Annotated in this window: 23 protein-coding genes and 1 pseudogene; 7 read left to right on the forward strand and 17 right to left on the reverse strand. The window is 41.4% G+C overall.

Annotation, left to right across the window (positions count from 1 at the left end):
- Positions 1–57 precede the first annotated feature (57 nt).
- Complete coding sequence (locus NLP_RS02850; protein ID WP_234017183.1) at positions 58–999, reverse strand: glycosyltransferase family 2 protein; 942 nt, start codon at positions 997–999, stop codon at positions 58–60.
- 349 nt (positions 1,000–1,348) lie between these two features.
- Between NLP_RS02850 and NLP_RS02855 the strand changes: the two are divergent.
- Positions 1,349–1,666, forward strand: a pseudogene (locus tag NLP_RS02855) (hypothetical protein); the annotation flags it as partial.
- On the opposite strand, the gene NLP_RS02860 reads toward NLP_RS02855, so the two are convergent.
- Complete coding sequence (locus NLP_RS02860) at positions 1,650–1,787, reverse strand: hypothetical protein (protein WP_199784745.1); 138 nt, start codon at positions 1,785–1,787, stop codon at positions 1,650–1,652. The pseudogene NLP_RS02855 and the gene NLP_RS02860 overlap by 17 nt on opposite strands.
- Positions 1,788–2,108: 321 nt before the next feature.
- On the reverse strand, positions 2,109–2,369 hold the full coding sequence (locus NLP_RS02865) for a hypothetical protein (protein WP_104905061.1): 261 nt from the start codon (positions 2,367–2,369) through the stop codon (positions 2,109–2,111).
- 484 nt (positions 2,370–2,853) lie between these two features.
- On the opposite strand from NLP_RS02865, the gene NLP_RS02875 reads away from it, so the two are divergent.
- Positions 2,854–4,923 (forward strand): tetratricopeptide repeat protein, encoded by a 2,070-nt coding sequence (locus NLP_RS02875; RefSeq protein ID WP_104905063.1) that lies wholly within the window; start codon positions 2,854–2,856, stop codon positions 4,921–4,923.
- A 25-nt stretch (positions 4,924–4,948) separates the two neighbouring features.
- Here NLP_RS02875 and NLP_RS02880 read toward each other — a convergent pair whose 3' ends face one another.
- The 3 genes from NLP_RS02880 to NLP_RS02890 form a co-directional block, all read right to left on the reverse strand.
- On the reverse strand, positions 4,949–5,752 hold the full coding sequence (locus NLP_RS02880) for a hypothetical protein (RefSeq protein WP_234017184.1): 804 nt from the start codon (positions 5,750–5,752) through the stop codon (positions 4,949–4,951).
- A gap of 132 nt (positions 5,753–5,884) precedes the next feature.
- Positions 5,885–7,444, reverse strand: a complete 1,560-nt coding sequence (locus tag NLP_RS02885) for a DUF1565 domain-containing protein (protein WP_104909754.1) — start codon at positions 7,442–7,444, stop codon at positions 5,885–5,887.
- A 47-nt stretch (positions 7,445–7,491) separates the two neighbouring features.
- Positions 7,492–7,788 carry a hypothetical protein gene (locus NLP_RS02890; protein WP_104905064.1) on the reverse strand — a complete coding sequence of 99 codons (297 nt, stop codon included), beginning with the start codon at positions 7,786–7,788 and terminating at the stop codon, positions 7,492–7,494.
- On the opposite strand from NLP_RS02890, the gene NLP_RS35955 reads away from it, so the two are divergent.
- Positions 7,672–7,926, forward strand: a complete 255-nt coding sequence (locus NLP_RS35955) for a hypothetical protein (protein WP_442946656.1) — start codon at positions 7,672–7,674, stop codon at positions 7,924–7,926. The genes NLP_RS02890 and NLP_RS35955 overlap by 117 nt on opposite strands.
- A 440-nt stretch (positions 7,927–8,366) precedes the next feature.
- Here NLP_RS35955 and NLP_RS02895 read toward each other — a convergent pair whose 3' ends face one another.
- A complete protein-coding gene (locus NLP_RS02895; RefSeq protein WP_104905065.1) occupies positions 8,367–8,897 on the reverse strand; it encodes a pentapeptide repeat-containing protein in 531 nt (176 codons plus the stop codon).
- Between the two features lie 539 nt (positions 8,898–9,436).
- The gene (locus NLP_RS02900; protein WP_104905066.1) at positions 9,437–10,831 is read right to left on the reverse strand and encodes a TldD/PmbA family protein; all 1,395 of its coding nucleotides are present in this window, start codon (positions 10,829–10,831) and stop codon (positions 9,437–9,439) included.
- A 349-nt stretch (positions 10,832–11,180) separates the two neighbouring features.
- On the opposite strand from NLP_RS02900, the gene NLP_RS02905 reads away from it, so the two are divergent.
- On the forward strand, positions 11,181–11,498 hold the full coding sequence (locus NLP_RS02905; protein ID WP_104905067.1) for an RNA recognition motif domain-containing protein: 318 nt from the start codon (positions 11,181–11,183) through the stop codon (positions 11,496–11,498).
- A gap of 125 nt (positions 11,499–11,623) precedes the next feature.
- Here the strand turns inward: NLP_RS02905 and NLP_RS35960 are convergent, their stop codons facing one another.
- From NLP_RS35960 to NLP_RS02920, 4 genes are all read right to left on the reverse strand, one after another.
- Entirely contained in the window at positions 11,624–11,839 is a 216-nt protein-coding gene (locus NLP_RS35960) for a TRADD-N-associated membrane domain-containing protein (RefSeq protein WP_442946657.1), read from the reverse strand.
- A 66-nt stretch (positions 11,840–11,905) separates the two neighbouring features.
- Positions 11,906–12,841 (reverse strand): hypothetical protein, encoded by a 936-nt coding sequence (locus tag NLP_RS02910; RefSeq protein ID WP_104905068.1) that lies wholly within the window; start codon positions 12,839–12,841, stop codon positions 11,906–11,908.
- A gap of 61 nt (positions 12,842–12,902) precedes the next feature.
- The gene (locus tag NLP_RS02915; protein WP_104905069.1) at positions 12,903–14,387 is read right to left on the reverse strand and encodes a galactose oxidase-like domain-containing protein; all 1,485 of its coding nucleotides are present in this window, start codon (positions 14,385–14,387) and stop codon (positions 12,903–12,905) included.
- Between the two features lie 467 nt (positions 14,388–14,854).
- On the reverse strand, positions 14,855–17,023 hold the full coding sequence (locus NLP_RS02920; RefSeq protein WP_104905070.1) for an amylo-alpha-1,6-glucosidase: 2,169 nt from the start codon (positions 17,021–17,023) through the stop codon (positions 14,855–14,857).
- Positions 17,024–17,154: 131 nt separating this feature from the next.
- On the opposite strand from NLP_RS02920, the gene NLP_RS02925 reads away from it, so the two are divergent.
- Together NLP_RS02925 and NLP_RS02930 are read left to right on the forward strand one after the other, a co-directional pair.
- Positions 17,155–17,766, forward strand: a complete 612-nt coding sequence (locus NLP_RS02925; protein WP_104905071.1) for a peroxiredoxin — start codon at positions 17,155–17,157, stop codon at positions 17,764–17,766.
- A gap of 164 nt (positions 17,767–17,930) precedes the next feature.
- Positions 17,931–18,467, forward strand: a complete 537-nt coding sequence (locus NLP_RS02930) for a peroxiredoxin family protein (protein ID WP_104905072.1) — start codon at positions 17,931–17,933, stop codon at positions 18,465–18,467.
- Positions 18,468–18,953: 486 nt separating this feature from the next.
- Here the strand turns inward: NLP_RS02930 and NLP_RS02935 are convergent, their stop codons facing one another.
- From NLP_RS02935 to NLP_RS02945, 3 genes are all read right to left on the reverse strand, one after another.
- Complete coding sequence (locus NLP_RS02935; RefSeq protein WP_104905073.1) at positions 18,954–19,967, reverse strand: DnaJ C-terminal domain-containing protein; 1,014 nt, start codon at positions 19,965–19,967, stop codon at positions 18,954–18,956.
- A 127-nt stretch (positions 19,968–20,094) separates the two neighbouring features.
- Complete coding sequence (locus tag NLP_RS02940) at positions 20,095–20,604, reverse strand: AAA family ATPase (RefSeq protein ID WP_104905074.1); 510 nt, start codon at positions 20,602–20,604, stop codon at positions 20,095–20,097.
- An 84-nt stretch (positions 20,605–20,688) separates the two neighbouring features.
- On the reverse strand, positions 20,689–21,978 hold the full coding sequence (locus NLP_RS02945; protein WP_104905075.1) for a glucose-1-phosphate adenylyltransferase: 1,290 nt from the start codon (positions 21,976–21,978) through the stop codon (positions 20,689–20,691).
- Here NLP_RS02945 and NLP_RS02950 point away from each other — a divergent pair.
- Positions 21,956–22,198 carry a hypothetical protein gene (locus tag NLP_RS02950; protein WP_104905076.1) on the forward strand — a complete coding sequence of 81 codons (243 nt, stop codon included), beginning with the start codon at positions 21,956–21,958 and terminating at the stop codon, positions 22,196–22,198. The genes NLP_RS02945 and NLP_RS02950 overlap by 23 nt on opposite strands.
- Before the next feature lie 714 nt (positions 22,199–22,912).
- Here NLP_RS02950 and NLP_RS02955 read toward each other — a convergent pair.
- A complete protein-coding gene (locus tag NLP_RS02955; protein ID WP_104905077.1) occupies positions 22,913–23,107 on the reverse strand; it encodes a hypothetical protein in 195 nt (64 codons plus the stop codon).
- Positions 23,108–23,164: 57 nt separating this feature from the next.
- Positions 23,165–26,599, reverse strand: coding sequence for an nSTAND1 domain-containing NTPase (locus NLP_RS02960; RefSeq protein ID WP_104905078.1), 3,435 nt, complete (start codon positions 26,597–26,599; stop codon positions 23,165–23,167).
- Between the last annotated feature and the right edge of the window lie 57 nt (positions 26,600–26,656).

Consider the following 26,656-nt stretch of genomic DNA (forward strand, 5'->3'; position numbering starts at 1 on the left):
GACCAATAAAGTTTTAACAGGTTTATTACACAGTGCTACTTCCCAAAGGTGTTTCAATCACAATACTTGCTGCATTTCGGCATAAGCTTCATAAACACCCTTCACGTTGTACCAGTTGAGAAAAATTCGAGCAATTTCTAAAGCCAATTGCGGTTTACCTAAATTAATTAGCCATTGCAATAACGGAGCCATTGTCCGTTCATTCAGTGTGCCATTGATTGACAAAATCCCCCAAAGTAACCGATGCAGCCAAGTCATTTGAATCATCATTCGCACTTCCCATGTAGGATGCTTTTGATAAAACAAAACTCCCATACGTCCGCGTTGAATTTCTTGGTCAATCAATCTGGGAATTTGCTCTAAGTTAAATGCTGGATGCCAGTGATATCCTACGGCTTCTGGACATTTAATTAATGTCAAACCTAGTTTTTTTAGCCGTACACCTAATTCTAAATCTTCCCAGCCATAGAGTTGAAAACTAGTATCAAAAAGTCCGGCTTTATCTAACCAATGTTTGGGAATTGCTACATTTCCCGTTGCAAAAAAAGCTGCTGAAAAATCTGTAATTTTGTAGGGTTCAGCCGTTGGGTTGTTGAAATTACAAGTATTAATAACTGCACCGTAAGTAAAAAAGCGATCGCTCCCCAATTTCTCTTTCCCCTCCACTAGTGCATCAGTATGAGCTTGCAGGAAATTGTTCAGCACTACTAAATCGCTATCAATAAAGATAATTGTGTCTCCCTGGGCCTTCTCTACTCCCAAATTTCGAGCCGCAGCTGGCCCAGCATGATCTTGCCCAAACCAGCGCACATGGGGAAACTCTTCTTTGTATGCTGCTAACCACTCCAATGTGCCATCAGTAGAACCATCATCTACCAAGACAATCTCGTAATCAGTAACCGAACTTGGCTGACTCAACTCCTGCACCTCCAAAGCACGGAGGCACTTTTCTAAAATCGGTTGGCGATTATAAGTCGGTATCACAACGCTGAAAAACACAGTCTCACCCACAACACTATTGATTTATCCATCTCCAGGATAGGACAGATGGGGCGCTGACACTGTTCCTGACTGGATTTGTAACTTCTTATTTTGAGATTTAGTACAAAATAAATTCCCATTAATCAAGATATAACCTGATGTTAATTTTTGGTCATTAGATTAGATGACAAACTGAAATTTTTTTGTCTAGTTAGCTGACCAAAATAGCAAACAACCTTTTGTTTAAGAACAGGTTACTGACCATTCAAAATGTATGTCATTTCACGTAAATAATTGATGGCTTTTTCTGCCAGTAATCAAGATTTGCCTTTACGAAATTCTTGATGTCACAAGAGAGGAGAGTTTGATGTCTAAATTAAGTCGCAGACAAATTTTAGTATTTTTTGCTGGCAGTGCTGGTGCGGCTGTGTTGGGAGACACAATTATAGATGGTGTTTCTAGTATTGCCGGAGCAAAGAACAGGCCACTAAGCTTTACACCAGTGCGCTTACCCCATTCCTTACCCGTTTATAAACAGCAGAAAAGTTTCTTGCCAACGGGAATCGGTCAGGGACAGGTAATCAATGCATCTGCAAATACGAAGTTAAATAGGTACAACGTAGTTGATGATCTGGTAGTGCCACCAGAATATGAAGGTTATGTAATTATCAGCTGGGGCGATCGCCAGATGTTGCATTTACGGTGAAATCATAATTAACTAAGGCAGCTTGCGTCGGTTTAATAACAGCAGCAACCGCGATCGCAACAGCAAAAGCAGCTATGCTAATATTTTTAGCTAATTTCATTAGAAAATGCTCCGAAGCTAAAAAATGAATAATTCTGTAATTTCACTTAAATAAACTTTTAACCAATGTATATAGATTAAGAAATAACCAACAAAAGATGATCTTTGTTACATCTCTAAAATTGTCAGGTATATATAAAATTTGTATAAACTTATTTCAATATTTACAATAGGTTATGTTTTGACTTTGGGCGTAGGCGTAGCCTCACACATAGCAATCCTATCTAAGTTGTGAAAATGAACAAACCACTTTTTCTGCGAAATGCCAAAAAAAGAAAAAGAAGTTTTCACATCTGATTTAGGACTGCTATAGTTGCGAAAATCAGGCATGGAGATTTGCTTGTTCCTGCAACCACGGATCGACAGGTTGTCCATCTTTGCGGCGTAATTCAATTTCCACTACCATCACTTCTTTGGAACCAGGAGGTGCAGGTTTTTTATGGAAAATAATGTCATAATCTTCTGTATTGTGTTTATGTTCTTTCAACCATTCCTGTACCTTGGTTGTGGCAAAAAATGATTGCCCTTGCTCAAACATTCGGGTAATCTGCAATTGCAGTGTGTAAGGATTTAAGCGACCCATTTTCTACCGCCTTTGTTAAGTTAATTTTAGGACAAGTAATCTACTTACTGTAGATAATCTAATGTTAATGCGAAGTAACCACACCTGACACTTCCCATACAGGTATAACTTCCAGTTTCACCGCCCTGTTATCTGTAAAAACAAAGTCCGAACCTTCTTCGCTGGATAGTTTAAGAAAGCGTCGATGCTTTCGCATTTTGTCTTCCACTGGTTGATAAATTATTATTTTTACTGCTTGACTTTCACCATCTTTAGCAGTAATCACAACGTAGTAATATTATAGTAGTACCTCACCAAAAATTGTCACAAACTTGACTACACTCTACGACTAAAGTTGTACGTACACTAAGGACAAAGAAACTGATCAGTTAAAGATTGCTCAGAATTTTACACTGCCTCTACACCATTTAACTACTTAATTCTGTTATAGATTGGAAAGAGGCACGCCGCTTCAAAAACTGACCAACAGACTCAGATGGTTGTTATGCAGAGCAAAAATCAAGCTGTTTTCGCTTTAATTGTAAAAAGCACTATTGTATTTTTACCCTTACTGTTATCCGTTGGAATTGCCAGTGGACAATCTGCACCATCACCCAACCCAGCACTAACTCCGACTCCGGTGTTATCGAATTCAGAACGGGAAGAATTAGCACGACTACGAGCAGAAAAACGAATTCAACAGCAAGTCCAATCTGATTTTAAAAGCACTTTTAGCCGCACAACCATATTACTCGATGTTTGGCTAGTTATATTAAGTCTCTTTCCAGTCGCAGTCATTGCTTTGTTATGGCTGTTGCGACGAGTGATAATCCGGGAAATTGTTGATAGGGCAATGCAACAAGTCCAGGGAATGGAAAAATTACAAAATCAGCTAACCACCGTTAAACAAGAAGCTGAAAATGTTATTCAAGATGCGAAAAAAATCAATTATGAATTAGAACAGGAAACGACTGCTTTACAACAAAAAATTAAAAATGAACAAGAAAATGTATCTATTCTGATATCCGATCTAGATTTAGCTAAAGCACAGGTATTAAGTAGATTAGAAGCAGAACTAAAAAAATCTCAAGAAAATATAGAAAATTTAGAGTCAAAATTTGCTTCGGGGTTATCTAAGTTAGAGTTTGATGCTCAACAACAAAAAGATATAGCACTAGAGAATTTAGGAAAATTAGCATCTGCGATCGCAGAAGAACTGTCTAAGTTAAAGTTAGGTGTACAACAACAGCAAGAACTAGCTGTTGCTGATTTAGAAATATCAAGGTCTGAGTTCGCATCTCAACTTTCTGGATGGCAGTCTGATGCTCAACAACAAAAAGATGTAACTTTTGAAAGTTTAACAAAATTACAGTCAGAGTTTATAGAAAAGTTATCTGAATTCCAAATTGATGCTCAAAAGCAAAAAGAGATCGCAGTTGACAGTTTAGGTATATTTGAGCGAGAACTTAAATCTCAATTATCTGAATTACAGGTAGATGCTCAAGAACAAAAAAATAAAATTATTGCGAGTTTAGCGGCATTACAATCAGAATTTAAATTTCAATTATCTGAATTACAAGTCGATGCTCAAAAATCCAAAGAGCTAATCATTGAGAATTTAGAAAGATATGGTGATGAATTTACTTCGCAATTCTCAGAATTACAATGGAATGCTCAACAACAAAAGATTCTCATTTTAGAGAAGTTAGAAAGATTAGAAACTGAGTTTGTCTCTCAACTCTCTGAATTACAATTGGATGCCCAAGAAAGAAAGGATCTCATTCTTCAAGAACTAACTGAAATTACGCCGGAATCTATTCTAGAAGTGGTAAATTTTGAAGTTGAGCAAGAAATACAGCAACAGCCACAACAACCAGAATTCACTGCTGATGAGTATGTAAAGCAAGGAGACGATTTGTTTTCTCAAAGGCGCTATGAAGATGCGAACGCAGCTTACAACCAAGCAGTTAAAATCCAACCTGATGAACCTGTGAGTTGGTTAAAACGGGGTCTAACTCTGGGAAGGTTGAAACGCTACCAAGATGCGATCGCATCCTATGATAAAGCGATTGCGATTCAGCCAGATTATCATCAAGCTTGGTGCGATCGCGGCGTTGCTTTTGGAAATTTACAACAGCATCAGCAAGCCTTTGACTCATTTGATAAAGCTACACAAATCAAACATGACGATGCCGTTGCCTGGTTGAATCGCGGTCTTTCCTTAGTAGCATTAGAACAATATGAAGAGGCAATCATGTCCTTTGATAAAGCGCTAGAATTCCAACCCAATTCCCCAAAAATCTGGGATAAACGCGGTTATACTTTGGTAAGATTAGGACGCGATGATGAAGCGATGGCTAGTTTTAACAAAGCCTTAGAAATTAAGCCAGATTACGCCAGTGCCTATTACAACAAAGCAGCCTGTTACGCACTGCAAAGACAAGTTGACCGATCTCTGTTAACTCTACAACAAGCGATTGAACTTAATCCCAGGTATAAAGAAGACGCAGCAACTGACCTAGATTTTGATGATATTGCCGATGATGAGCGCTTTAAGCTGCTAGTTACAGAATAAAAATCTAAAAGGCATTTGTCATTTGTCATTTGTCATTAGTTATTCTCCCCCTGCTCCCTGCTCCCTGCTCTCTGCTCCCTGCTCCCTTGCTCCCTTGCTCCCCAGACATGGCTTTGAGTTTAGATGTAAAAGAATCAGAGCGATCGCTTTTTTCGGGAGTAAATTGCCCAATTGGGGCATGAATAGGAGCAGGTGGGAGCAGTTTTGGCTGTCGTTGATGATGGTTTGGTGATGGGGAAGGCGCTGGACTTTCTTGTGAAGTTTGCCTCTGGCTGATAGCAGATAATTGCTCAAGGGTTGCCGAAGAGGCAAATTTCCCAGAAAGCGGAGACTTTAAGACGGTTTTATTGTCTCTATCTTCCTGCTTTCCCTCTTGTTCACTCAAAGATGTCTTTGATTCATAACTTTTCAGTTGGAGAGTCGCAGTATTGCTGTGTTGATAGCTGTTGCGAATCTTAGCTGGTGGTAATTGAGGACTCGTCACTTGCTCTACAGTGGGTTCTCTCTTGGCTGGCGGTAGAACTGGTGCAGCCGATGAGGTTAAGCTTTGAGGAAATTTGCTACAAATCATCCGTTCAAATTCCATGTTGAAATGATATGTAGCCTGATCCCGGCGCTGCCAAAATACTAAAATTTGCTGCACGGAAACCGCTTTATAACGACCTTGATATAGTGCCTCAATCACTGCCAGGTGTAGCCAATTAAGGGGGTATTGCGTTTGCCAACGTTCAACTAGCTCATTGGCACTATACCCACCGAGATCGAAACTATAGTTAATTAATAAGGTGATCGCCAAGTTGGCAGAGGTGTCTGGAAGTGTTGTTAACATCGGGCTATTAGCTTTAGGCAATAGTTCTAAGATTTGTCACCCATCGCATATTAGCCTAGCGTGCTTTTAACTACATGGTTTTTTTTTCCAATAGTTGCCAAGCCGATAGGCAAGTGTTCCTTATTCTACTTATCAACTTCTAGAATGCAACCCCACATAGACTGATTTAATCGCAGATGTTCGCCCAATGGCAACTAACGCCTGATAAACCATCGCTGCAACTTCGGCGCCTGTTGCCGAATGCAAAGGTGCAAGAACTTTCGGATCTGGATAGTTGACAACTATTCCCCATTGTGTAGCAGTAGCAACGGCTGTTTGGGCGTAGTTGGGAATGGTATGACGATCGCTATATACTTCTAAAACATCGCGATCAACAGCTGGTAGTCCCAGTCCGTTTACTAAGGAGACAATCACCTGTAGCCGCTGCACACTTTGATCGGGGCGAAAAGTGCGATCGCTAAATCCACCAACAAAGCCACCGCTAGCCGCGATTTGGATAGCGCTATAAGCCCAAAAATCCTTGGGTACATCCGTAAAATCAGGAGCCGGGATTTTGGGAAATGGGTTAAAAGCGATCGCCACCAAAGCTGCATACTGGGCGCGAGTCATGGGTTTATCTGGTTGGTAGCTACCATCGGCAAAAGCATGAGTTAAATCCATGCTCACTAATGCCTGAATAAATGGTTCTGCCCAATGTCCGTTTAGTTCGGGAGAGGCGGGGAGGGGGAAAGGGGGAGACAAGGGGAGTTTTTGAGGTGGGGATTCTGTCGAGATATCAGAGGGACTGGTGTTAACCGTTACTCGATTGGTTAGGAGTAATTCTACCAAACCCTTGACTAGAGCCGGATTTAATTGATTACCTACGGAAACTAGCTTTTGTGTAGTGGCATTATATAAATCAAATTCACTATGATCGCGAAAAATATTATCACCTGGATCTTCGGTATTACCTAAATCGGGGACTGCATTGCCATTGACTAATAAACCACCTTGGGTATTTTTAGCAATGAAATTTTGACGTAGTACAGGTTGGGCGTTGCGAGAAAGTGCGATCGCTGTGCGATTTTCTGATAATTTATTATTGGCGATCGTCGGAGCGGCAAAGTCACTAATTGCTATGCCTAAAGGGTTTTTTTGAAATACATTCCGCAGTACTTCTCCTTGGCTATGACCTGCTATCACTAACCCGCTAGCAGTATTTTGCACAAATATGTTATCTAAAATTGCGGGTTTGGCAGTACCAGTGGTAAACACACCTTCCCGCCCACAGTTGCTCAGAGTATTATTACTTAAAATAGGTGCAGCCGATTCAATCCAGATACCAGTACCTTTGGCTGAGGGATTGGTGATAGTTACACCTAAAAGACTGACATTATCTACCAAGAGCAGCGTAATATTTTGTATACCAAAACTGGGACTTTGATACTCGCCACTCCCGGAAATTACAATTCCTGCACCTTTGTTAGCTTCGTTACCCACTACTGTCGCCCCTTCAGGGACGATTAGTGGAAACACCTCACCACTAGCGGCGTTGTAAGTCCCCGACTCCAGATGAATTATCGTCGGGATTTTGGTTACTTTTAAGGCACGGCTGAGGCTTTTAAACGGACTCAACCGTGAACCAGTATTGTTGGTATCATTCCCTGTCATAGGGTTGACATAGAGTGTGACAACGAGGGTAAAGTTCACCATTGATAGTTGAGAGTCAATTGTTTTAATTATGACAATCGTAAATAACACTACTTGTAGCAAACTTTTTCACAGTAATATCCTTGTGTATAGAAAATATATCCACCTGACTTTTTCTGACAAGCAGATCGTGTGTACACATAAGTTATAGACTCTTGTGCAATATTCCAAGTTCTCATCTCAATCGCATTGTCAGTCAAAACAATCGCATTGTCAGTCGCAACAATCGCATTGTCAGTCGAAACAATCGCATTGTTAGTCAAAACAATCGCATTGTTAGTCAAAGCAATCGCATTGTCAGTCAAAACAATCGCATTGTTAGTCAAAACAATTGCATTGTTAGTCAAAACAATGCCATTGCAACTCCAAAAGACTTGTGTGTAAGCTGTAACGCCTGCAAAGAGGAGATTAAGGAACCGTGGTCTTCTCCCTTGATCCTAGCCTCTCCCTTTGAGAGCTACCGTGTATACACAAGTCTGAAATAGTTTACTCACCTGGTTTTCGCCTCAGTTTTACCCCACCCTAACCCTCCCCGTATGTATTGGGGAGGGAACTAGATTCCTGTTTTCCCCAATAAACGGGGGGATTAAGGGGGGTAATTTGACTTGTGTAAACACGTGTAGCCCTTTGGGAGAAGGGTAGACCCCATCGCCCTTGGTGTCTCCCCAAGTCGAGCATCTGGCGTGTGGGGTTCTCCGGGTTTAATTAAGTAATCAAACAAAAAGTAATACAGTATATTTCAGGTAAATGAAGTACGCGGTAGGGGCACAACATGTTATGTCCCTACAATTATCTGTACCTCACGCCTGTTGCAATCTGCTGTATGAAGCTAAAGTTTCGAGTTTTGCTCTCGGTGTTCCGAGGTACTGTTTGGGTTAATATATTGAGTCAGCAATCCAGAACCCATGCTCTGTAAGAAACGAGATTAAACATTCTCATCCAGAATAGTTCCTTCTATATTCGCTCCATCCAAATTTGCTCCGCTCAAATTTGTCTGATTCAAATCTGCTTGAGCGAGATTTGCCTGGGATAAGTCCGCTACAGTTAAATCTGCACCACTTAAATCCGCTCCATCTAGATTTGCTGCTATCAAGTTTGCTTCCTGCAAATCCGCCTCACTCAATTTAGTTTCAATCAATTTAGCAACCGTCAAATCAGCGTGACTCAAATTAGCTCCATCCAAGATAGCTCCATCCAAGATAGCTCCATCCAAAATAGCTTTGCTTAAGTTGCTATTACTGAGCTCCGCATTGCTCAAATCTGCTCCATTTAAGTCTGCTTCAATCAAACTGGCGTCGGTTAAATTAGCGTGACTCAGATTAGCTCCATCTAAAATTGCTCGATCTAAAATTATGCCACTGAGATTGGCTTCTCTTAAGTTGGCCTCGCTCAAGTTGACACCAGTAAAGTCTCTGACACCTGCGGCATAGTTTTTCAGGAGTTGATCTGCTTTCATATCTGTCACTGTGCTAAGGAACTTGAACTAATTCGTAATTCGTAATTCGTAATTCGTAATTTTTGAGTGTAATTACCTTTTATCTATACGTGGCTTTGTTTCAGTTTGCGTCTAAATAAGAGTCTGAAACAGTCTTTAATTAAGAATTACGTTAGCGCAACAGTAGCGAGTCCGCAAGCGTCATTATCAATTACGAATAATTTGGGACTATCCAGACAATTAGTAAATCCCCGGCACACGCCACGGAGGATTAGTGTAGTGAATCAAACTAGAGTGGATATTGAATCAACTTTGTCTAGACTAACTATTCTTAATTTCTGGCGCTACTACCTAGAGTTGTGAGTTAATTTCATACTTGGGAGGGATGTTGCTGACCTTAAAAATTTAAGCATTAACGTGAGCCTCGATTGGAGACTCACGTTAAGCATTAGTGCAAAGCGATCGCTATACTTAATTCTGGTGTTCGTCTGGCAGAGGTTATGGCAAAACCAATTCCTATTCTTTTACAGATTATGATTCTTACGACTGAAGCAGATAATTCATGTTTCCCCACCAACCACTACATCTTGAATTCGGAGGCTAGGGCCACCACAACCCACTGACAAGCCATTTTGCCCTCCTTTACCACAACCGCCGGATTCATCCCAATAAAAATCATCACCAAGTGCCTCAATATCCGCTAAGGTTTGGAATACATTTCCTGAAAGCGTCACATCCCGGACAGGTTCAGCAATTTTGCCGTTCCTAATCATCCACGCTTCCCCAGCACTAAAGGTGAACATTTCCCCATTCGTCATCCCACCCAACCAATTACGGGCATAAACTCCTTCTTTAATATCGGTGAATAAGTCTGCGACTGGTGTTTTACCCCGTTCAATCCAGGTATTTGTCATCCGCACAATGGGAGTAAAGTGATAGTTGAGACAGCGGGCGTTACCCGTAGGCGCTTCCTCCAATTTGCCAGCAGTTTCACGAGAATGTAAACGTCCCACTAAAACTCCATCTTTAATTAGTTGAGTAGTAGTGGCAGGTGTGCCCTCATCGTCATAAAAATAGCTACCGCGATGTCCCTCTGGAGCCGCACCATCAAAAATTTGCAGTTCTTCTGGGCCAAACCGCCGTCCGATGGTCATAACTTCCAGCAAATCGGGGTTTTCGTAAGCCATATCAGCCTCAGAAAGATGTCCGAAGGCTTCATGGACGAATAAACCCGTGAGAATTGGGTCAATGACTACAGTGTAAGTATTGCCTTTGACCGGTGGTAGAGATAAAGCGGCGATCGCTCTTTGAGCTGCACCTTTTACCTGTTCATCCAAACTAGTTAAATCTTCGTAAGCTTTGCGAGAGCCAGTAGTTTCCCGTCCAGTTTGTACGGTTTCGCCATTTCTGGCGGTGGCGGCAAAGCGCATTTCCATATCCACCCAAGATTGCTCGATCGAAGTACCTTCGGAAGTAGCAATGATTACTTTTTGGGCGCTGTCACCGTAACGCACCGAGGTAGTGGTAATTCGGCTATCGACGCTTTTAAGCAATTGGGCATAGCGATCGCACAATTGTTTTTTTTGCGAGAGTGGGATGTTTCGGGGGTCAGTACCTTTTAGGGGTAGAATGCATACTGCTTGCACCGGGTCAATAGGTGCAAGTAAAGTTTCTTCATCACCAACCATCCGCGCAGCAGCGATCGCTTCTTCTATGCGATCTTTGATTGTTGCCAGCTGGTTAAAGCAGCTCAACCCCCATCCGCCTTTATAACAAGCGCGAATATGTCCACCAATGGAGAGACCTTCACTAAGGGTTTCTACCTTGTCGCCACGCAACAAGATATCAGTCCCTTCTGCTTCTTCAAGGCGAATCATCAGATAATCTACACGCTTAGAGTAGCGGGCGATCAGGTCAGAAAGTAAATTTTGTGCGTCAGCAAGTGTAGTCGGCATTTCCAATTAGTAACAATGACGAACTGCATTTATTTTGCAATTATTTGGGGAATTTCTGCTAATCAATATTATGAGGGGACTGAAGACTGAAGACTGAAACTGGGACTAGGGATTAAATTCTTCCCAATACCAAATACCTAATCCCCAATCTTGCGCGTAGCCTGTCTGAATCTTAGTACTTCCTTTTTCACAGTGGGTAAGAACTGAATGATGTGCTAAGGTAATTAAGTGAGAATAAAATTCGGTTACATTGTTTGTTTTTAGTATTGACAGGCTTTTCCCTTTTGGTCTTAACAAGCTTGCCTCCGAAATCTAAATCTCTACACACCTATGATTTTGGAGATAATGCATGTCGATTTATGTAGGTAATCTATCCTACGAGGTCACACAAGATGACCTCAATTCTGTGTTTGCCGAACACGGTACTGTAAAACGGGTTCAGTTACCTACTGACCGTGAAACAGGACGTCCACGCGGCTTTGCCTTTGTAGAGATGGGCACAGAAGCTGAAGAAACAGCTGCCATTGATGCTCTTGATGGAGCTGAATGGATGGGACGCGACCTCAAAGTAAATAAGGCTAAACCAAAGGAAGATAGAGGTGGTTCTTTTGGTGGTGGCGATCGTCGCGGCAGTGGTGGCGGTGGATACAATAGATCGCGCTACTAAACTTTAAAATCAAAAATTAAGTTTTAATGTCTAAAGGGCAGAATCATTATCTGCCCTTTCTTTTTGCGCTCCAGTCTACTGGATGGCTTAAATTGCCCAAAGCAAAGCGACTTAGCAGCACTCGTTTAATCTCCGTCTTTCATTTCAGCCAAAGTTTTATCAAGCCTATCGTTAGCTTCCTTGGCAAACCGAATGCATTGCACACTCGTGGCCATTCCCTCAACGAGAGTAAACGTTCCTTCTGTAACTTTCGCCTGACAACAAAATCCGGCTCCTATCAGGCTAATGCAAGCAGATAAAGCAGTGGTAATTAGGGATAAGCTATACCAATCAATGCCAATAAAAAGCCCTCAAGCAAAGATGAGGGCTAGGCAGTTTTTTTGCTAGAGATATCAGTTCAATTCCTTCTAAGCACGAGCACGCGTAATCTGAGTAGTATCAAAGTTTTGTAGCCGAGTCATATTTCCACTGTTCTTGTCAACAATATACACAGCATTAGGTGTCTCATATCTCATAGCTCCAAAGGCGAGGAGTTGACCTGTTGCAGAGCAAACTAAGCTTTGTAAGCCATTATTCCATGCTTGACCATTAACTTTCAATTGTCCTAATCTGATGGGCTTTTTTTGATTTGAATCTAGCTGCACCAGAGTTGTATCACCATACGCACCAATTATAGAGGTATAAAGTATTCCATCTGGGCACTCAGCTAAATTGCTGACCCGCTCATCGTCCAGGAATTTAATCTTACTAATAGAACTTATCTCTCCTGTTTGAAGGTTAATATCTACCAATCTGATCGGTGGTGTACCGTTCTTCTTACCTACTAGACCAATGAGTCGCCCATCATTAGTACCTAACAAGCTCCCAAGCTGTTGATTTGGTTTAAGTCCTGAAACTATCAAAGTTTTTACAGGCGTACCTAAAAATGTAATGCGAGTAGGTGTCGCCTCTCTTTGACTAATCGCAACAGGAGTAATGGCTACAACAAGTGTGCCATCGCTTAAAGAGGTAAAACCACTCAATATCTCATTAGGCTCTAATAGAGGTGTACTTTTATCCGTAAGTACCTGAGCCTTTCCTGTAATTAAGGATTGCAAAACTAGTCCTACAGGCTTCATATCTGTGCTTACACTGTTTGGGGCAGTGTTCTCTACTAATTCAGTGGTGTTTACCTCTGTAATAACCGTTTGGTCAGTAGTAACCATCGGGCTGGAACCTATACCCACAATATTTAAAGTTGGTGTTTCTGCCAAGGCTTTCTTGGTGAGATAACTAAGTCCAGATAATACAGTTCCACCAAGTGCCAACTGTCCAAACTTTCGACGCGATAGCTTGTAATTCATATTTTCCTTCCTAGAATTAATGACTTTTATTAGGTAGCAGTGCGAACATAAACAGATAAGGCTAATATATTTGCATCCAGGTTGCTACTGAGGGTGTTCCATTGTTGTCACTAATAAAAAGCATGTACCAACCTGGAGGTGCGATGTTTCGATTGTTTATTACCGTCACCTTAAGAGAAGTAGCATTTCTAGAAATAATGGGTGCATCCACTAACCTTTGTTCTGTATCGCAAGAATGGGTAGTTGCCATTGGTCTAATAAAACTAACCCATTTAATGTTCGCAGCTTGGGGTGTCTGAATCGTAAATTGCTGCCCGTAGGTCACTGTTTGAGGAGCGCTCTGAATAACTGGTCGCGATCGCGACATATATGCAGGAGTGTAGATTTCTAATCGCAGTTCATTGACCCTCCGTTGAGGGTTCCCCCCAGCTGTGACGACCCTACCATCTGGTAGTAGCAAGGCTACTGAGTGATATACGCGGGGAACATTTTGTTTAGCTACTACTGTCCAAGTATTTGTAGCTGGATTGTAGATTTCTGCTGGCAGCATTGATTGTTTTGTATCTTCATTCATTTTGCTACCATTGCAAACAAACACTGTGCGATCGGGCAATAAAACTGCGCTGTGATGCATCCGGGCATAGTTTAAAGGCTTTGCTGCTACGTAAGTTGGATTACTAGCTTTTAAATCGACAATATTTACCCTCTTTGTTGCTGTCTTATTACTACCCCCACCGAGAATCATCACCTTTTGATCTTGTGCAGGTGGTAAAAGCACACTGGCACCTTGATCGCCGAAAGCTGAGTCTTGCAGCCCTGTCACCACTTTTTCTGGAATGGATTGTGTAAATGTCTCTGGCAGGGTTAATATCCTTGGTGTGACTCCACTGCCACCCATCTGAGCACCTGAATAAAAAACTTTTCCACTACTTAGTAAAAACAGCTGTGGGTATGACGGGAAGCCACTAGTTGTTGGAAAAGCGTTCCAACCATTTGGAAAGAAAGCAGAATAAATTTCTGGTTGTCTATTGAGCTTGCCATCTTTATCCAGCCCAGACACTGCTAAGATTCGACCACTGCCTAGTGTTAACACAGTAGGATACCAGCGACCATTATTCATTGATAGTATCTTGACCCATTTCTCAGCAATGGGATCGAACATCAGAGCATAGGGTGAACCATAAAATGGGTCATAGCGCAAAGTTCCACCTGCAACTAGTAACTGACCATCAGGGCGGAAGGAATGACCAGCGCAAAAAAGATCCATAGGTTGACTGTTACTATCCAATGGAGGCGCTTGACGGGAAAAGGTTCCCTTGTTTACATCCCAGACCACACTGTCATAGGGAGTATTTAACCGATTGGGGTCGTTACCTGAGCCACAGAAAAAGAATATCTTACCAGTACGAAGTAAAGCGGCATGTATGGGTAGGATTGGAGCACTGTACGACAATACTTCCCATTTATCTGTAGTAGTAGCCAGAGCAATGGAAGTCCCTAAATCTGTTTCTTCTTGAAGGTTAGTCTTGTTATTAGGTAGAGTCACTTTATTTACAATTAATTCCTACGTGAACTTGATTTTTTGGACTTTATTTTATTAATTTATTTCTTAATTCATATCTATACTTCTTTAGGCTTATTTAGCGTTAAGATATGATGTGTTTTATAAGAAGCAAATGTAAAATCAGCTTTATAATTGTAGTAATTGCGCTATCAATCATCCATCCTGTAGAGCATCTAATTAAGCCTGAAATACATTTCTATTATCAAGAATACTACATCTCGTTGATAAACTTTTTTCATATTTTATTTTCTCATAGAAGAAAATAAAATATTTTGGTTTTGCGGCCTCAATTTGTGAAATAATCGAAAATATATAGTAACTTTTGGATAATCAGATAAATTAATAAAAAGCTTGTATAGTAAGGGTTTTGTAGGTTCCAACTAGCAACATTAATTTGTGAATATATATTAATCAAGAATAATTATCCAAGACTATCTATATCCCTACAACTATTTAATGTGGCGGATTACTTCGGCAACTGACCAAGCTTGAGCGATCGCTCCTCTGGGTGTGTGAGGTGAATCGCCATCAAAAATCTCAGAAATAGAACCAAGACAAGCGTCAAATAAAAAATGATCTAGCAATGGTTGCCAATCAAAAGGCAGCGCTTGTTGTGGATAAAAACGTTGCCAAGCCCGAATATATGGCCCAATTAGCCAAGTCCAAACAGTGCCTTGGTGATAAGCGCGATCGCGTTGCTGTTGATTGCCCTCATATTTCCCTTTATATTCGCGATCTCCTGGATCGAGACTGCGAAGACCATAAGGTGTGAGCAAGCTAGTAGTTGCCAAATCTAATATCTGACACCCTTGCTGTTCAGAAAACCCACAATGGTGTAGCGACAGCGCCAAAACGGCATTCGGACGAATTTGAAAATTCCGGCGATCGTCCGGCTCAATAGTATCGTACAGATAACCTAGCTGAGGATTCCAGAATTTTTGCAGTGAGGTTTTCACGTGTTGTGCTTGGTTAGCATAACGCTGTGCTTGCTTAGTGAGACGCACTGGTGAGCCGTATTCCATTTGGCTCAAGCGCTCTGCCCACTGACTCAACCAACATAGAGCAGAATACCACAGCGCATTGATTTCCACTGGCTTCCCATAACGGGGTGTGACCGGGTGTGCTCCAATTACCACATCCATCCAGGTGAGAGCTACACCACGAGCATCCCAACTAACTAGCCCATCGGTAGCATCGACCTGGATATTGAAATGTGTACCACCGACAAATGCTTTATAGATTTGCTGTACTACAGGGAATTGCTCTGCCAAAAAATCCCAGTCTTGGGTAGCTTCTAGATAAAGTCCTAAAGTTTCAATCCACCACAATGCCGCATCAATACTGTTATAAATTGGTTCGCCATTGAGATCGGGAAATGCATTCGCAATCAAACCGTGGCGACAATAATGCCCAAAAGTTCGCAATACTGCTTTTGCTAGATCAAAGCGCTGTGGAACTAGTGCCAACCCCGGTAAAGCGATTAATGTATCGCGTCCCCAATCATTAAACCAGTGATAACCAGCAATGACCGTGGGGCCTGCAATTGAGGCTCGATAGACGATAAATTGATCGCTTGCTTTGAGTAGTTGTTGCCAGATTGGGAATTGGGCATAAGAGGCAGAAGTGCAAAGGGGCAGAGGGGCAGAGGGGAAAAAGTTATTGTAACTTCTCCCCTGCTCCACTGCTTCCCTGCTCCCCTGCCCCTCTGCTCCCTCTCTCCATCCAAAAATCTGTGAGAGCCTTTCTTGCTCTGCCTCCACAGCTTCTACGAAGGTTTTGAGGGTAAGAACACCTGGCACTGAGTCGGGAAAACCTACTCGTGCTTCTAAAGTCACCGTATCTCCTGGTTGAAGTGTGACTATCAAGTAACCAGGACTGTGGAGGTCTTCCTTGTCGCCTAACCCCCGTTTTGTTTCCTCAGACAATCTATAATCCCAATACCAAACTGCATCTGGTTGATAATTTCCTTGTGTCCAGCGCAAGTGCCAAGGTATGCCGAAGCGCCCAGAATTGATTGCTTGTAGACAGACTTGCTGTTGCCCTGGCAATTGTGAAAACTCTAATTCTTGACTAGCAGTCTGCTGGTGGTGAAAGTCACGTTCTGCTATCAACAGTCGCAACCGTAAAATCGCTGTTTCACTTCCCTCGTAGCGATACTGGATTAAAATTTGATGGCAAAATTGGGCATTGGGCCATTGCTTATCCCCCCTTGTCTCCTTGCCCCCTTGTCCTTTCGTCCCTTCGTCCCCAATCCCCAATCCCCAGCCCCCAGTCCCCACCAAACCATAGGGCATCACCAATTGTCTAGTTAATTGCCAGTTATTTTGACCCCAAGTCCATTTGGGAACTGGGTTAATATCAAAACGGCGTAGCTGTTCGTAACCTGTTGGCTCAATCTCACCGTTACCCCAAACATTTGTCCCCAGTGCCACAACGCTCCCTAATATTTCCAAGCTAGCTTCTAGGTGCGAAAACAGCAGAGTCCTTCCAGAAGGTGGGTTTGTCGCGGCAAATAGCCAACCATGATATGTGCGTGTGCGGACATCAGAAACTGTACCGCTAGCAAAACTTCCCAAGCCATTGGTAAGCAACCATTCTCTTGTATCTAAATCAGGCATTTGCTACTCAAAATCGTTATGAGTATGATATAGTCGTAACAGATTGTAATTAAACTGCGAGAGCGTGGATGGGTAAATTTTACTTGACCCAAATTCCAACGCTACTAAATCGATAAAGGAGAATTAGGTTAATGTCCCTTACTTACGGAACCGAAGGAAGCCTCCGCGTTGGTCAACAAGCTCCCGATTTCACAGCAACCGCTGTGGTAGATCAGGAATTTAAGACAATCAAACTTTCCGATTATCGCGGTAAGTATGTCGTCCTGTTTTTCTACCCACTAGACTTTACCTTTGTTTGTCCTACTGAAATTACAGCATTTAGCGATCGCTACGAAGAATTTAATAAAATCAATACTGAAGTCCTTGGGGCTTCCGTTGACAGTGAATTCTCGCACCTCGCTTGGATTCAAACAGATCGTAAGTCTGGTGGCGTTGGCGACCTGAATTATCCTCTAGTCTCCGACATCAAGAAAGAGATTAGCGCCGCTTACAACGTTCTTGACCCAGCAGCAGGCATTGCCTTGCGTGGTCTGTTCATCATCGATAAAGATGGTATCATACAGCACGCCACCATTAACAATCTAGCTTTTGGTCGTAGCGTTGATGAAACCCTGCGGACATTACAAGCAATTCAGTATGTTCAGTCTCACCCTGACGAAGTTTGCCCAGCTGGTTGGCAACCTGGTGACAAGACAATGAATCCTGACCCAGTGAAGTCTAAAGTCTACTTCTCTGCTGTCTAAATTTTGCTAGCGAAAAAACTCTACTCTAATCCAGCCTTTTGGAGTTGAAAGCGAAATCAATGAAAACCACAGATAAACAGAGATACGCATTAAACAATGTCAACCTCCGTCATATATCTGTGGTTTTTTTATAAAATTGTATTTAAATAATCAAGGTTAAAAATATGCTGACTTCAACTGACTTTAGTGGCTTACTAAATGAGCGATTCTTCCGCAATTTTTTACCAGTTCCAGCTAGCAATCAACTCAGATTGGGAGTGGGAACACCAGACTTTCAGCTGCCAGATATTACCAACGGAACTTTGGTAAAATTGTCTGATTATAAAGGCAAACAACCAGTATTACTCGCCTTTACTCGCATCTTTACCGAAAAGCAATATTGCCCTTTTTGTTTTCCTCACATCAAAGCTTTGAATGAAAACTACGAGCAATTCAAAAATCGCGGTATAGAAGTTTTAATGATTACTAGTACCGATGAACGGCAGAGTCAAATAGTTGTGAAGGATTTAGGCTTAAAAATGCCACTATTGAGCGATCCTAGTTGTCGAGTCTTTCGTACATATCAAGTAGGACAAGCATTGGGAGCGCCTTTGCCAGCACAATTTGTATTAGATAAAGAAGGAAAACTGCGCTACTGGCATTTATTTTCTTTTTTGGCTCACAATGCTAGTGTTGAGACATTGTTAGAACAATTCAATTGACATAAATTGAATTTGGTGCTGAGAACTAGAGATTAGGAATTGGGAACTCTTAAAATTTGAATAAGAATTCAGACCCTAATCAAATCTTAAGAATTTGACTTCGCTCGGCTTTAATACTGAGCGAAGTTGAGGCTTTAATTTCACGTCTCTACATTTTACTTGTTTTAGCGATCGCCACAAAAATCCCTTAATTCTTTTTATTTGTCATTACCCACATCTTTTTTATCTTTAGCTTCGTTGCTATTCCGCCTCGGAATAGAATTCCAAGGCTAATAGTTCAAGTTCTCTTAAATGGACTAAACAACAATTCATTTCAGGTTCGGTTAAACACTCACCCGAACATGATTCAAGTCCACTTGAGTGAACAGTAGCTCTCAAGCACAGAACTTAAGTTCTAGACAGTATGTGGTTTAGCATAATACTTTGACTGTTACAAAAATGTGGGTAATGACGAGATTTTAATTATGGGGATTCTCTTTTTGCTTGTTAAAGCCTGAATTGGTTCAAATGACTACGGGGGTTATAAGTTCGTATAGCCCGGATTTTTTCATAATATTCCCGCTCTTGTTGGCTGAGGTCTTTTGCTGGAACGATCGCCACTTTCACCAACTGATCGCCGCGTCCACCTTTGGCGAGAGGCCAACCTTTGCCACGTAAACGTAGAGATTGACCAGAACGGACTCCTGCTGGTAGTTTGACATTAACTGAACCATCGGGAGTGGGTACATCAATAGACGCTCCCAAAGTAGCTTCATCTGGTGTGATTGGCACTTCGCATACCAAGTTATCGCCTTCCATTTGGAAGAACGTGTGCGGCTGAAGTTCGACTTTTAAGTATAAATCCCCCCGTTGTTGAGTCATGGGGTTGATTTGACCTTTGCCTCGCACTCGTAGGCGAGTACCAGTTTTAGCCCCAGATGGGATGTTGACATCTATTGTTTCATTACCTAAACTGAAGCGCTTTTTCACACCATTAAATGCTTCAGCAAAAGTTAGAGCGATCGCAGCTTCACTATCCTGGCTAGTACTCGCACCTCCATCTTGAAACCCAAAATCATTAAAGCTGCTGCTAAAATTAGTTGACGTACCTGGAGAAGTGCGGTAAGAGTAACTTCGTGAGTGACTTGGCCGCCCAGCACCACGAGGGGTAGCACCACCAAAGCGTCCTAGCAACTCATTAATGAACTCATCAAAATTGCCGTATTGACTGAAGTCAAAGTTACCCATATCGGGGCCAGCGCCGCCAGATGGGAAACCTTCACCAGCTTGTTTCCAATATTGACCGAATTGGTCGTACTTTTTACGTTTATCTGGATCTGATATAACTTCGTAGGCTTCGCTAACTTCTTTGAAGCGTGCTTCTGCCTGTTTGTTGTTTGGGTTAACATCAGGGTGATATTTGCGGGCTAGTTTACGAAAGGCTTGTTTAATTTCCTCTGAACTGGCAGTCTTACTGACTCCCAAAATAGCGTAATAGTCCTTGAAGTCGGTTGCAGCCATCTACCAGCCTCCTATAGAAATTCCCGTTATGTTTTTTTTTAAGATGAGAGATGTTTAATTTGCCTGGTATAGTGCCAAACAAAAAGAATCAAGAATCTGATTTTAAATTAACAAAAAATATAGAAAATCAAGTGTGGTTCTCGCTCACCAAGGGATAGCAATTCCCGTACTCCGATTTTTCTGATAAGCGGCTCAGGCTGTCTAGTCCTTCTTCCTGGCTTGGGGGAGCATCCCGGAGTTGACGGTGCATCCGCAAAATAATTTCTTCAGGAACTTGGCGCGATCGCTTTTTATTCCGTGCCAAACACAGCCAAACTGGTGTATCTACCCAAATTCCCCTAATGTGGTTAAAGCCCTGGTTACGGGCGAAAGTAATCACTTCACGACGATGGCGACGCTGGGCATTGGTGGCATCAAAAATAGCTATATTAGTTGTGGAAATAGCTTGCTGAAATTGCCGCTCAATTTCGCGCCAAATCAGTAGCCACGGCCCTTGAACGGCTTGGGAACCGAACAATTGCCCCCGAATGGCATCTGTAGAAATTAGCGCCATTTGAGGGCATTCTGCCAGTAATTGTTTTGCCAAAGTTGACTTACCGCTACCTGGAAGACCAATCAGTAAGATGAGTTTAGTCATTAGTCCTTTGATCCGTTGTCCTTTGTCCTTTGTTACTTGTAACTATTAACCAATGACCAATGACCAATGACTAATGACCAATGACTAAATGATTGTTCCATCAGGAATTACAGCATTTTTTAGCACGACAACGATGCCACTACGGATGTAGAAACCTTGACTTTCGCGGTCAGCTTCTTGCACGTTATCTTTATTGATAATTTTGACATCGTGACCGATACTGGCATTTTTATCAATGATCGCACCGCGAATAATCGAGTCAGTACCAATACCTACAGGGATGTCACCTTTTTCGACGTTACATTGGCGTTCTACAAAAGCTTGATAATAATCTGCACCCATAAGTAGGGATTCTTCGATGACACAACCAGATTCAATTCGCGATCGCACTCCCAACACTGAATGTTGAATGCGGCAATTTTTCAAAATACAACCTTCGCCGATAATTGATTCTGTTACCTGGCAATCTAAAAGTTTACTTGGAGGTAAGTAGCGGGCACGGGTATAAATTGGCGCTTCTTCATCGTAGAAACTAAAAGGTGGCAGAGGCTGCTGAGTTAGAGCTAAATTGGCATGGTAAAATGCTTCGATTGTTCCAATATCTTCCCAGTAGTCATCAAAAAGGTAAGCTTGAACGTTGTAATCTTTAGAGGCATCAGGAATAATTTCTTTGCCGAAATCAGTCCTTTCTATACCTTCTCTCAACAACTTGAACAAAACCTCTTTTTTAAAGACATAAATCCCCATTGAAGCGATGTAGGGCTGTTGCTGGGCTTGTTCTTTTGATAATCCCAGTACGCTTGTATCAACTTGCATTTGGAGTAACGCTTCACCTTTGGGTTTTTCGCTAAAATCGATTACCCTACCAGAATCGTCAATTTTCATCAAGCCAAAATCTGAGGCGCGACGCTCATCGATGGGGATGACTGAGAGAGTAATATCAGCTCCCGTTTCCCTATGGCGCTGGATAAACTGGCGATAATCCATGCGGTAGAGGTGATCGCCTGAGAGAATTAGATATTCTTCTACATCCCATTCTTCCATTAACCACAAGTACTGACGTACAGCATCTGCTGTACCTTGGAACCAGTTAGGGTTTTCTGGTGTTTGTTGTGCGGCTAGCACTTCTACAAACCCTTCATTGAAACCAGTAAAGTTATAGGTACGGGCGATGTGACGATTCAGGGAAGCTGAGTTGAATTGTGTCAGGACATAGATTTTGAATATTTCGGAGTTTATGCAGTTACTTACAGGGATATCGATTAAGCGGTACTTCCCCGCTACTGGTACTGCTGGTTTAGCACGTAGTTTTGTTAGCGGGTAAAGCCGAGTACCCGCGCCACCACCAAGAATGATTGATAATACTTTTTTCACAAAATTTCTCCCGACTGCCTGTTCAACTCTCATATTCAGTTTAGGACTGTCTGCCACCACAGGTAAGGGGGGAGCAAATATTCTCAGGGATGAATTTTACAGAATGCGGTTGGTGATGGATAGTGCGGCTGATAAGGAGATTAATAGAACATTTGTATTAATTGGTATGAGGAATGGGGTGCGATCGCTAAACTCCACTCATACTGAGGAACATAACTAAATTTCAGGTTATGGTAAAAAAACATAACTTCAAAGAGATTAGACCTCTTGCATAAATGCTTAAATTGTCATATTGAGCGGAGCTAAACAGAGTTGTGAGATTCTTTTGTCCACTGCGTTCCGTTCAGAATGACATTTTTAATTTTTTGACTTTTGCAAGAGGTCTATTTGCTAATAACCCATTTGCTAGTTATGGTTATGGATTCAGGCGATCGCTTGAAATCAGTTAAGCAATAAAATCCCCTCCAAAGAGAATTGTAAGAGAAGAATCTAATTAATCAAATAATTGCCATTTATGCGAACGTCAAAGTCCTGCACTGAGAATTGCTTAGAGGTTGTTTGAAAAGTGTTTTCCTGTGACTTTAGGCACTTTCAGATCCCCCCTAACCTCCCTTAAAAAGGAGGAACCGGAATCAAAGTCCCCCAATTTATCGGGGGATTTAGAGGGTTCTAAAACTTTTGATACCGACAATAGAACTTTTCAAACATCCTCTTAGCTCGACTTTATCCATTTTTTTCGCAACGTGATTGCCTAAGCTTAAACCTCTGTGGTAGGGTAGTTTTACTTTTTTAACTTCATCGATAATCAGTGACGTGGAAAAAGTATTTGCCGAAAAGCCAAGGTTTTTGCCGGATAAAGAAAACCGAGTTCTTAATTTTGGATAAAGTCGAGCTTAGATCATCAGGCGACTATTAATCTGCTGTTGGATGGTTGTCACTCAGTTTTTATAGGTTTATTAGGTCCATGAATTGGTTCAGTTTGGTTGTCCTTGGCTGGGGCTGGGTTTCCAACGTTGCCAGGTTCATGTTTTCCTCTTGGTTGTTCGGAATTGGTTCCATTTCCTCCAGACTCCTCATTTAGAGGCTGGGTGGATTCGGAATTATCGGAATTAGCTTCTAAGTTTTCCATACTTGAGATCCTTATAATTATGATTATTATACACTGAATTTATGGATGTTACTCGTATTAAATTTTTCTAGTTTTTGGCATTTCACAAATCTGACGAACATTAACATATTTTTGGTGTGCCTTATCATTATTATTTAAATATTCCGATAGCCAACTACAGCCTTTTTTTAATAAACTAGCAGTGTTTGCTTGTGATGTATCTTGAGGCTGGGAATCTAAGCTCCATATCCTTAGAGTTTGGTCACGACTAGCAGTGACAATCCATTTACTATCTTTGCTAAAGCTCAAATCATTTATTTTATCTAGGTGTCTTCCTATAAAATATTGTTGAGTGAGTTGAGCATCTTTCCATAGTTGGATATTTCCATCAATACTAGTAGCAGCAATAATTTTATAGTTTGGGCTAAATGTAACCTTGTAGGGATTGTTAGCCTTCACTCTTTTTATCTCTGACCATTGTTTGTTGTTTTTTTCTTGCCACATTTTAACTGTATCATCGTAGCTAGAGGAAATGATAGTATCGTTATTCAGACCAAAAGCTGCATAAGTTGCTGTTGCAATATGTGCTGGTAAAGTAGCAACAAGAGTGCCATCTTTGGTGAATATTCTAATGTTTCCATCATCGGCAGCAGTGACAATATTTTCACCAATATTATTATTACTAAATTCTGCGCTCCAAACTTTGTTTTTGCCATTTTCTAGTATAGTTTTATAAGGCTTTTGTATAATTTTGGATGAGTTATATTTCCATAATTTTACAGTCCCATCTACCGTAGTAGAAATTATTTTATTATCAGGACTGAAATTGACAAAATAGATATTTTGATCTTCTGTAACCGAATCAAGGAAAGTACCATCTTTCTTCCAGAGCTTAACTTTTTTATCATCACCACCAGAGACTATATACTGACCATCAGGACTAAAATTTACACTATAGACAGCAGCATCATGTGTCATAGTTTTAACCAGAGTGCCATCAAACCTCCAAAGTTTCACAGTTTTATCTTTACTTCCAGAAACAATAAGGTTTTCTGTAGGACTAACACTTACACTGGTAACAGAATCTGTATGTCCCTCTAAACGATTGTGTTCTTGCACTTTATCTATCACTAATTTAAGTCGATTAAGTGCGTCAGCATTGTCTATACCTAAATCTTGAAATTGCTTGAGTACTTGTACACTTGCTATCATCGCATCAAGCTGATTCCCTGTTTGCAAAAGGAGCTCAGGCGATGCAATTAATGCTCCAGAAGCGATCTTATCCTTCAGGCTATTCTTAGTGCTAAGTTGCCATGCAAACGATCCTAATCCCCCACATACAGCTACAAGTATTGCAGAAGCGATCGCAAATCTAGTTCTCTGTGATTCAGCTTTGGCTTTGGCTTCTGCTTCTCGTTGGAGTTTTTTTGCTTGCTCTAATTCTGCCTGATTTTGGCGATCGCGTCTTTCCAAACTCTTATGTAAAAATTCTGATTCTAATGGCGTAAGTCTTGGCTGAGTCTTATTCACCCACTCAGACAATACAGCCAAGTTTGCACCAGTCAACAGTGCATCATCCGATTTATTAAATCTTTGTACCCATTCTTGGCAATCTTCCTCTAAAGAACGACTCAGACGAATATTCTCCAGATTTTCAGTAATCCAAGTATTTAATAATTTCCACTCAGATAAAAGTGCTTCATGAGCAACTTCTACAGTATTTTGATCGGTGATAATTAACCTTTGTTGAGAACCTGCCAGTAATCCTACAACCCTTTGCAGTTGTTGTGAAGAATCTGCAACTACTTCTAATCTATCCCAGCTAGCACGCCGCCGCGTCACTTCTCCAGCTTCACCTAACTGCACCAATTCCATAAACAAGCAACGCGCAAAGGCTTGATCTATAGTTGTTAAACTTTCATACAAAATTGTCGCTCGTTTGTCTAAAGCTCCTTTAACTCCACCAATTTCTTCATAGCCTTTGCGAGTTAAAAGCGGTTCTGGCGAATCAGGTTCTTCAATGCAAACTCGCCACAACTCTTTAAGCGCATATTGCAGTATGGGTAATACACCAGGACGGTTGACTACATCGGCGGAAATTTGTGAAACTAAACCACGCTCAAATATTACGCCATGTAATTTTGCTGGTTTTTCTATCGCTTCTTCTAACTCAGCAAAAGACATCGGTGTGATGATGAATGATGTGGGAGGAATATTATTAATGAGAGTAATAATTTCTCGATAGTCAGCACAACGATTTAAGAAATCACCGCGAATTGTCAAAATTATCCGCGTTTCTACCTCAGCCTTTTTTACTTCCTGTGCTATTAAGCGGATAAAAGCTTTGCGTTCCTCATCGTCTTGACACAGGGTAAATATTTCTTCAAATTGATCGATAAATAATAGATGTGGCTGATTTTGCTGTAGTTGTCGAGCTAAAATGTTAACTAATTTACCTAATGGATGTTCTCCTGGTGTAAAAGATGCGATCGCCCATTCACTGCTTCCAGGAAGGCGATCGCCTTTCAGTTGCGGTAACAAACCCGCTTTTACTAAGGAAGATTTACCACTACCTGAATAGCCAATTACAGCCAAAAATCGACTCTCTGCTAAACGTGAAATTAATGTGCGAACCGCTTCATCTCGTCCACAAAAATATTGCGCTTGCTCTGATTCAAAAGCATAAAGTCCTCGATAAGGATTTTCCTGATTGAAAGCAATTTTTTCTCCTGTGGGAATATCTAATTGGGGATAAGTTACTAAAGTAATCGAACGTCCCCAACCCATGCGAATCGGCTCCTGTACGGAACCTTTAAGCTCGTTGCTGACAAAATCAAACAAGCGATCGCCACTAATTCGCCTACTATTACCTGCATTTTCAGCCGCCAATCCCTTAACAACTGCACCTGTGAAAATGCTGTATTCTTCAGTTTTAATTACTCCAGCACGTTCAAAGCCCCGACAAGCTGTAATTAAGTAATAATCCTTTTGCGAACTGAAAGCGTTAAGAGTTCTTTCTATTAATTGTCTTTCTAAGAAATAGCCGCTATGACAGCAATCGAGTAGCATCACTAAACTACTCAATTGCGAATCTCGAATTAAGTCGTTAAGGCTATTCAGGGGAATACCATATTTTTGTTCAACATTTTCGTTATCCTTAAATTCAATTTGACAATCGGAACTTGCCAAATATCCCTTTTGTTGTCCCAAATTGTCGGAAATGGTAAAACCATGTCCGCTAAAATAAATCAACGCTTCATTATTAGTAGCTTGCTCTAGTAAAAAAGTTCTCAAATCTTGCCCAAGTTGAGCGCCAGTAACTTTTTGCGCTCCCATTTCATAGCCGTTTTTATCTTTATTCCAGCGCTGTGGTAGTCTTTGCACAGACTGGAAATCACCATATTGCTCTAGGAGTTGTGCGATCGCTTCAGCATCATTTGTAGTCTTCGACAAACGTGGTAATGAAGGGCTGAGATACTCGGCGATGCCAATAACAAGCGCATATCGTGCCATTTAACACACCTTGGGTTGGTAAATGCGGGATAATCTTGACAGACACAATCAATGGCT

The sequence above is a fragment of the Nostoc sp. 'Lobaria pulmonaria (5183) cyanobiont' genome, from assembly GCF_002949795.1.
Taxonomy (GTDB): domain Bacteria; phylum Cyanobacteriota; class Cyanobacteriia; order Cyanobacteriales; family Nostocaceae; genus Nostoc.

What these genes read in the sequence shown, in the direction of transcription:
- NLP_RS02860 (WP_199784745.1), bottom strand. Translation starts at nt 1,787, where the DNA reads ATGAAATTAGCTAAAAATATTAGCATAGCTGCTTTTGCTGTTGCGATC.
- NLP_RS02865 (WP_104905061.1), bottom strand. Translation starts at nt 2,369, where the DNA reads ATGGGTCGCTTAAATCCTTACACACTGCAATTGCAGATTACCCGAATG.
- NLP_RS02875 (WP_104905063.1), top strand. Translation starts at nt 2,854, where the DNA reads ATGCAGAGCAAAAATCAAGCTGTTTTCGCTTTAATTGTAAAAAGCACT.
- NLP_RS02880 (WP_234017184.1), bottom strand. Translation starts at nt 5,752, where the DNA reads ATGTTAACAACACTTCCAGACACCTCTGCCAACTTGGCGATCACCTTA.
- NLP_RS02885 (WP_104909754.1), bottom strand. Translation starts at nt 7,444, where the DNA reads ATGGTGAACTTTACCCTCGTTGTCACACTCTATGTCAACCCTATGACA.
- NLP_RS02895 (WP_104905065.1), bottom strand. Translation starts at nt 8,897, where the DNA reads ATGAAAGCAGATCAACTCCTGAAAAACTATGCCGCAGGTGTCAGAGAC.
- NLP_RS02900 (WP_104905066.1), bottom strand. Translation starts at nt 10,831, where the DNA reads ATGCCGACTACACTTGCTGACGCACAAAATTTACTTTCTGACCTGATC.
- NLP_RS02905 (WP_104905067.1), top strand. Translation starts at nt 11,181, where the DNA reads ATGTCGATTTATGTAGGTAATCTATCCTACGAGGTCACACAAGATGAC.
- NLP_RS02910 (WP_104905068.1), bottom strand. Translation starts at nt 12,841, where the DNA reads ATGAATTACAAGCTATCGCGTCGAAAGTTTGGACAGTTGGCACTTGGT.
- NLP_RS02920 (WP_104905070.1), bottom strand. Translation starts at nt 17,023, where the DNA reads ATGCCTGATTTAGATACAAGAGAATGGTTGCTTACCAATGGCTTGGGA.
- NLP_RS02925 (WP_104905071.1), top strand. Translation starts at nt 17,155, where the DNA reads ATGTCCCTTACTTACGGAACCGAAGGAAGCCTCCGCGTTGGTCAACAA.
- NLP_RS02930 (WP_104905072.1), top strand. Translation starts at nt 17,931, where the DNA reads ATGCTGACTTCAACTGACTTTAGTGGCTTACTAAATGAGCGATTCTTC.
- NLP_RS02935 (WP_104905073.1), bottom strand. Translation starts at nt 19,967, where the DNA reads ATGGCTGCAACCGACTTCAAGGACTATTACGCTATTTTGGGAGTCAGT.
- NLP_RS02940 (WP_104905074.1), bottom strand. Translation starts at nt 20,604, where the DNA reads ATGACTAAACTCATCTTACTGATTGGTCTTCCAGGTAGCGGTAAGTCA.
- NLP_RS02950 (WP_104905076.1), top strand. Translation starts at nt 21,956, where the DNA reads ATGATTGATAATACTTTTTTCACAAAATTTCTCCCGACTGCCTGTTCA.
- NLP_RS02955 (WP_104905077.1), bottom strand. Translation starts at nt 23,107, where the DNA reads ATGGAAAACTTAGAAGCTAATTCCGATAATTCCGAATCCACCCAGCCT.
- NLP_RS02960 (WP_104905078.1), bottom strand. Translation starts at nt 26,599, where the DNA reads ATGGCACGATATGCGCTTGTTATTGGCATCGCCGAGTATCTCAGCCCT.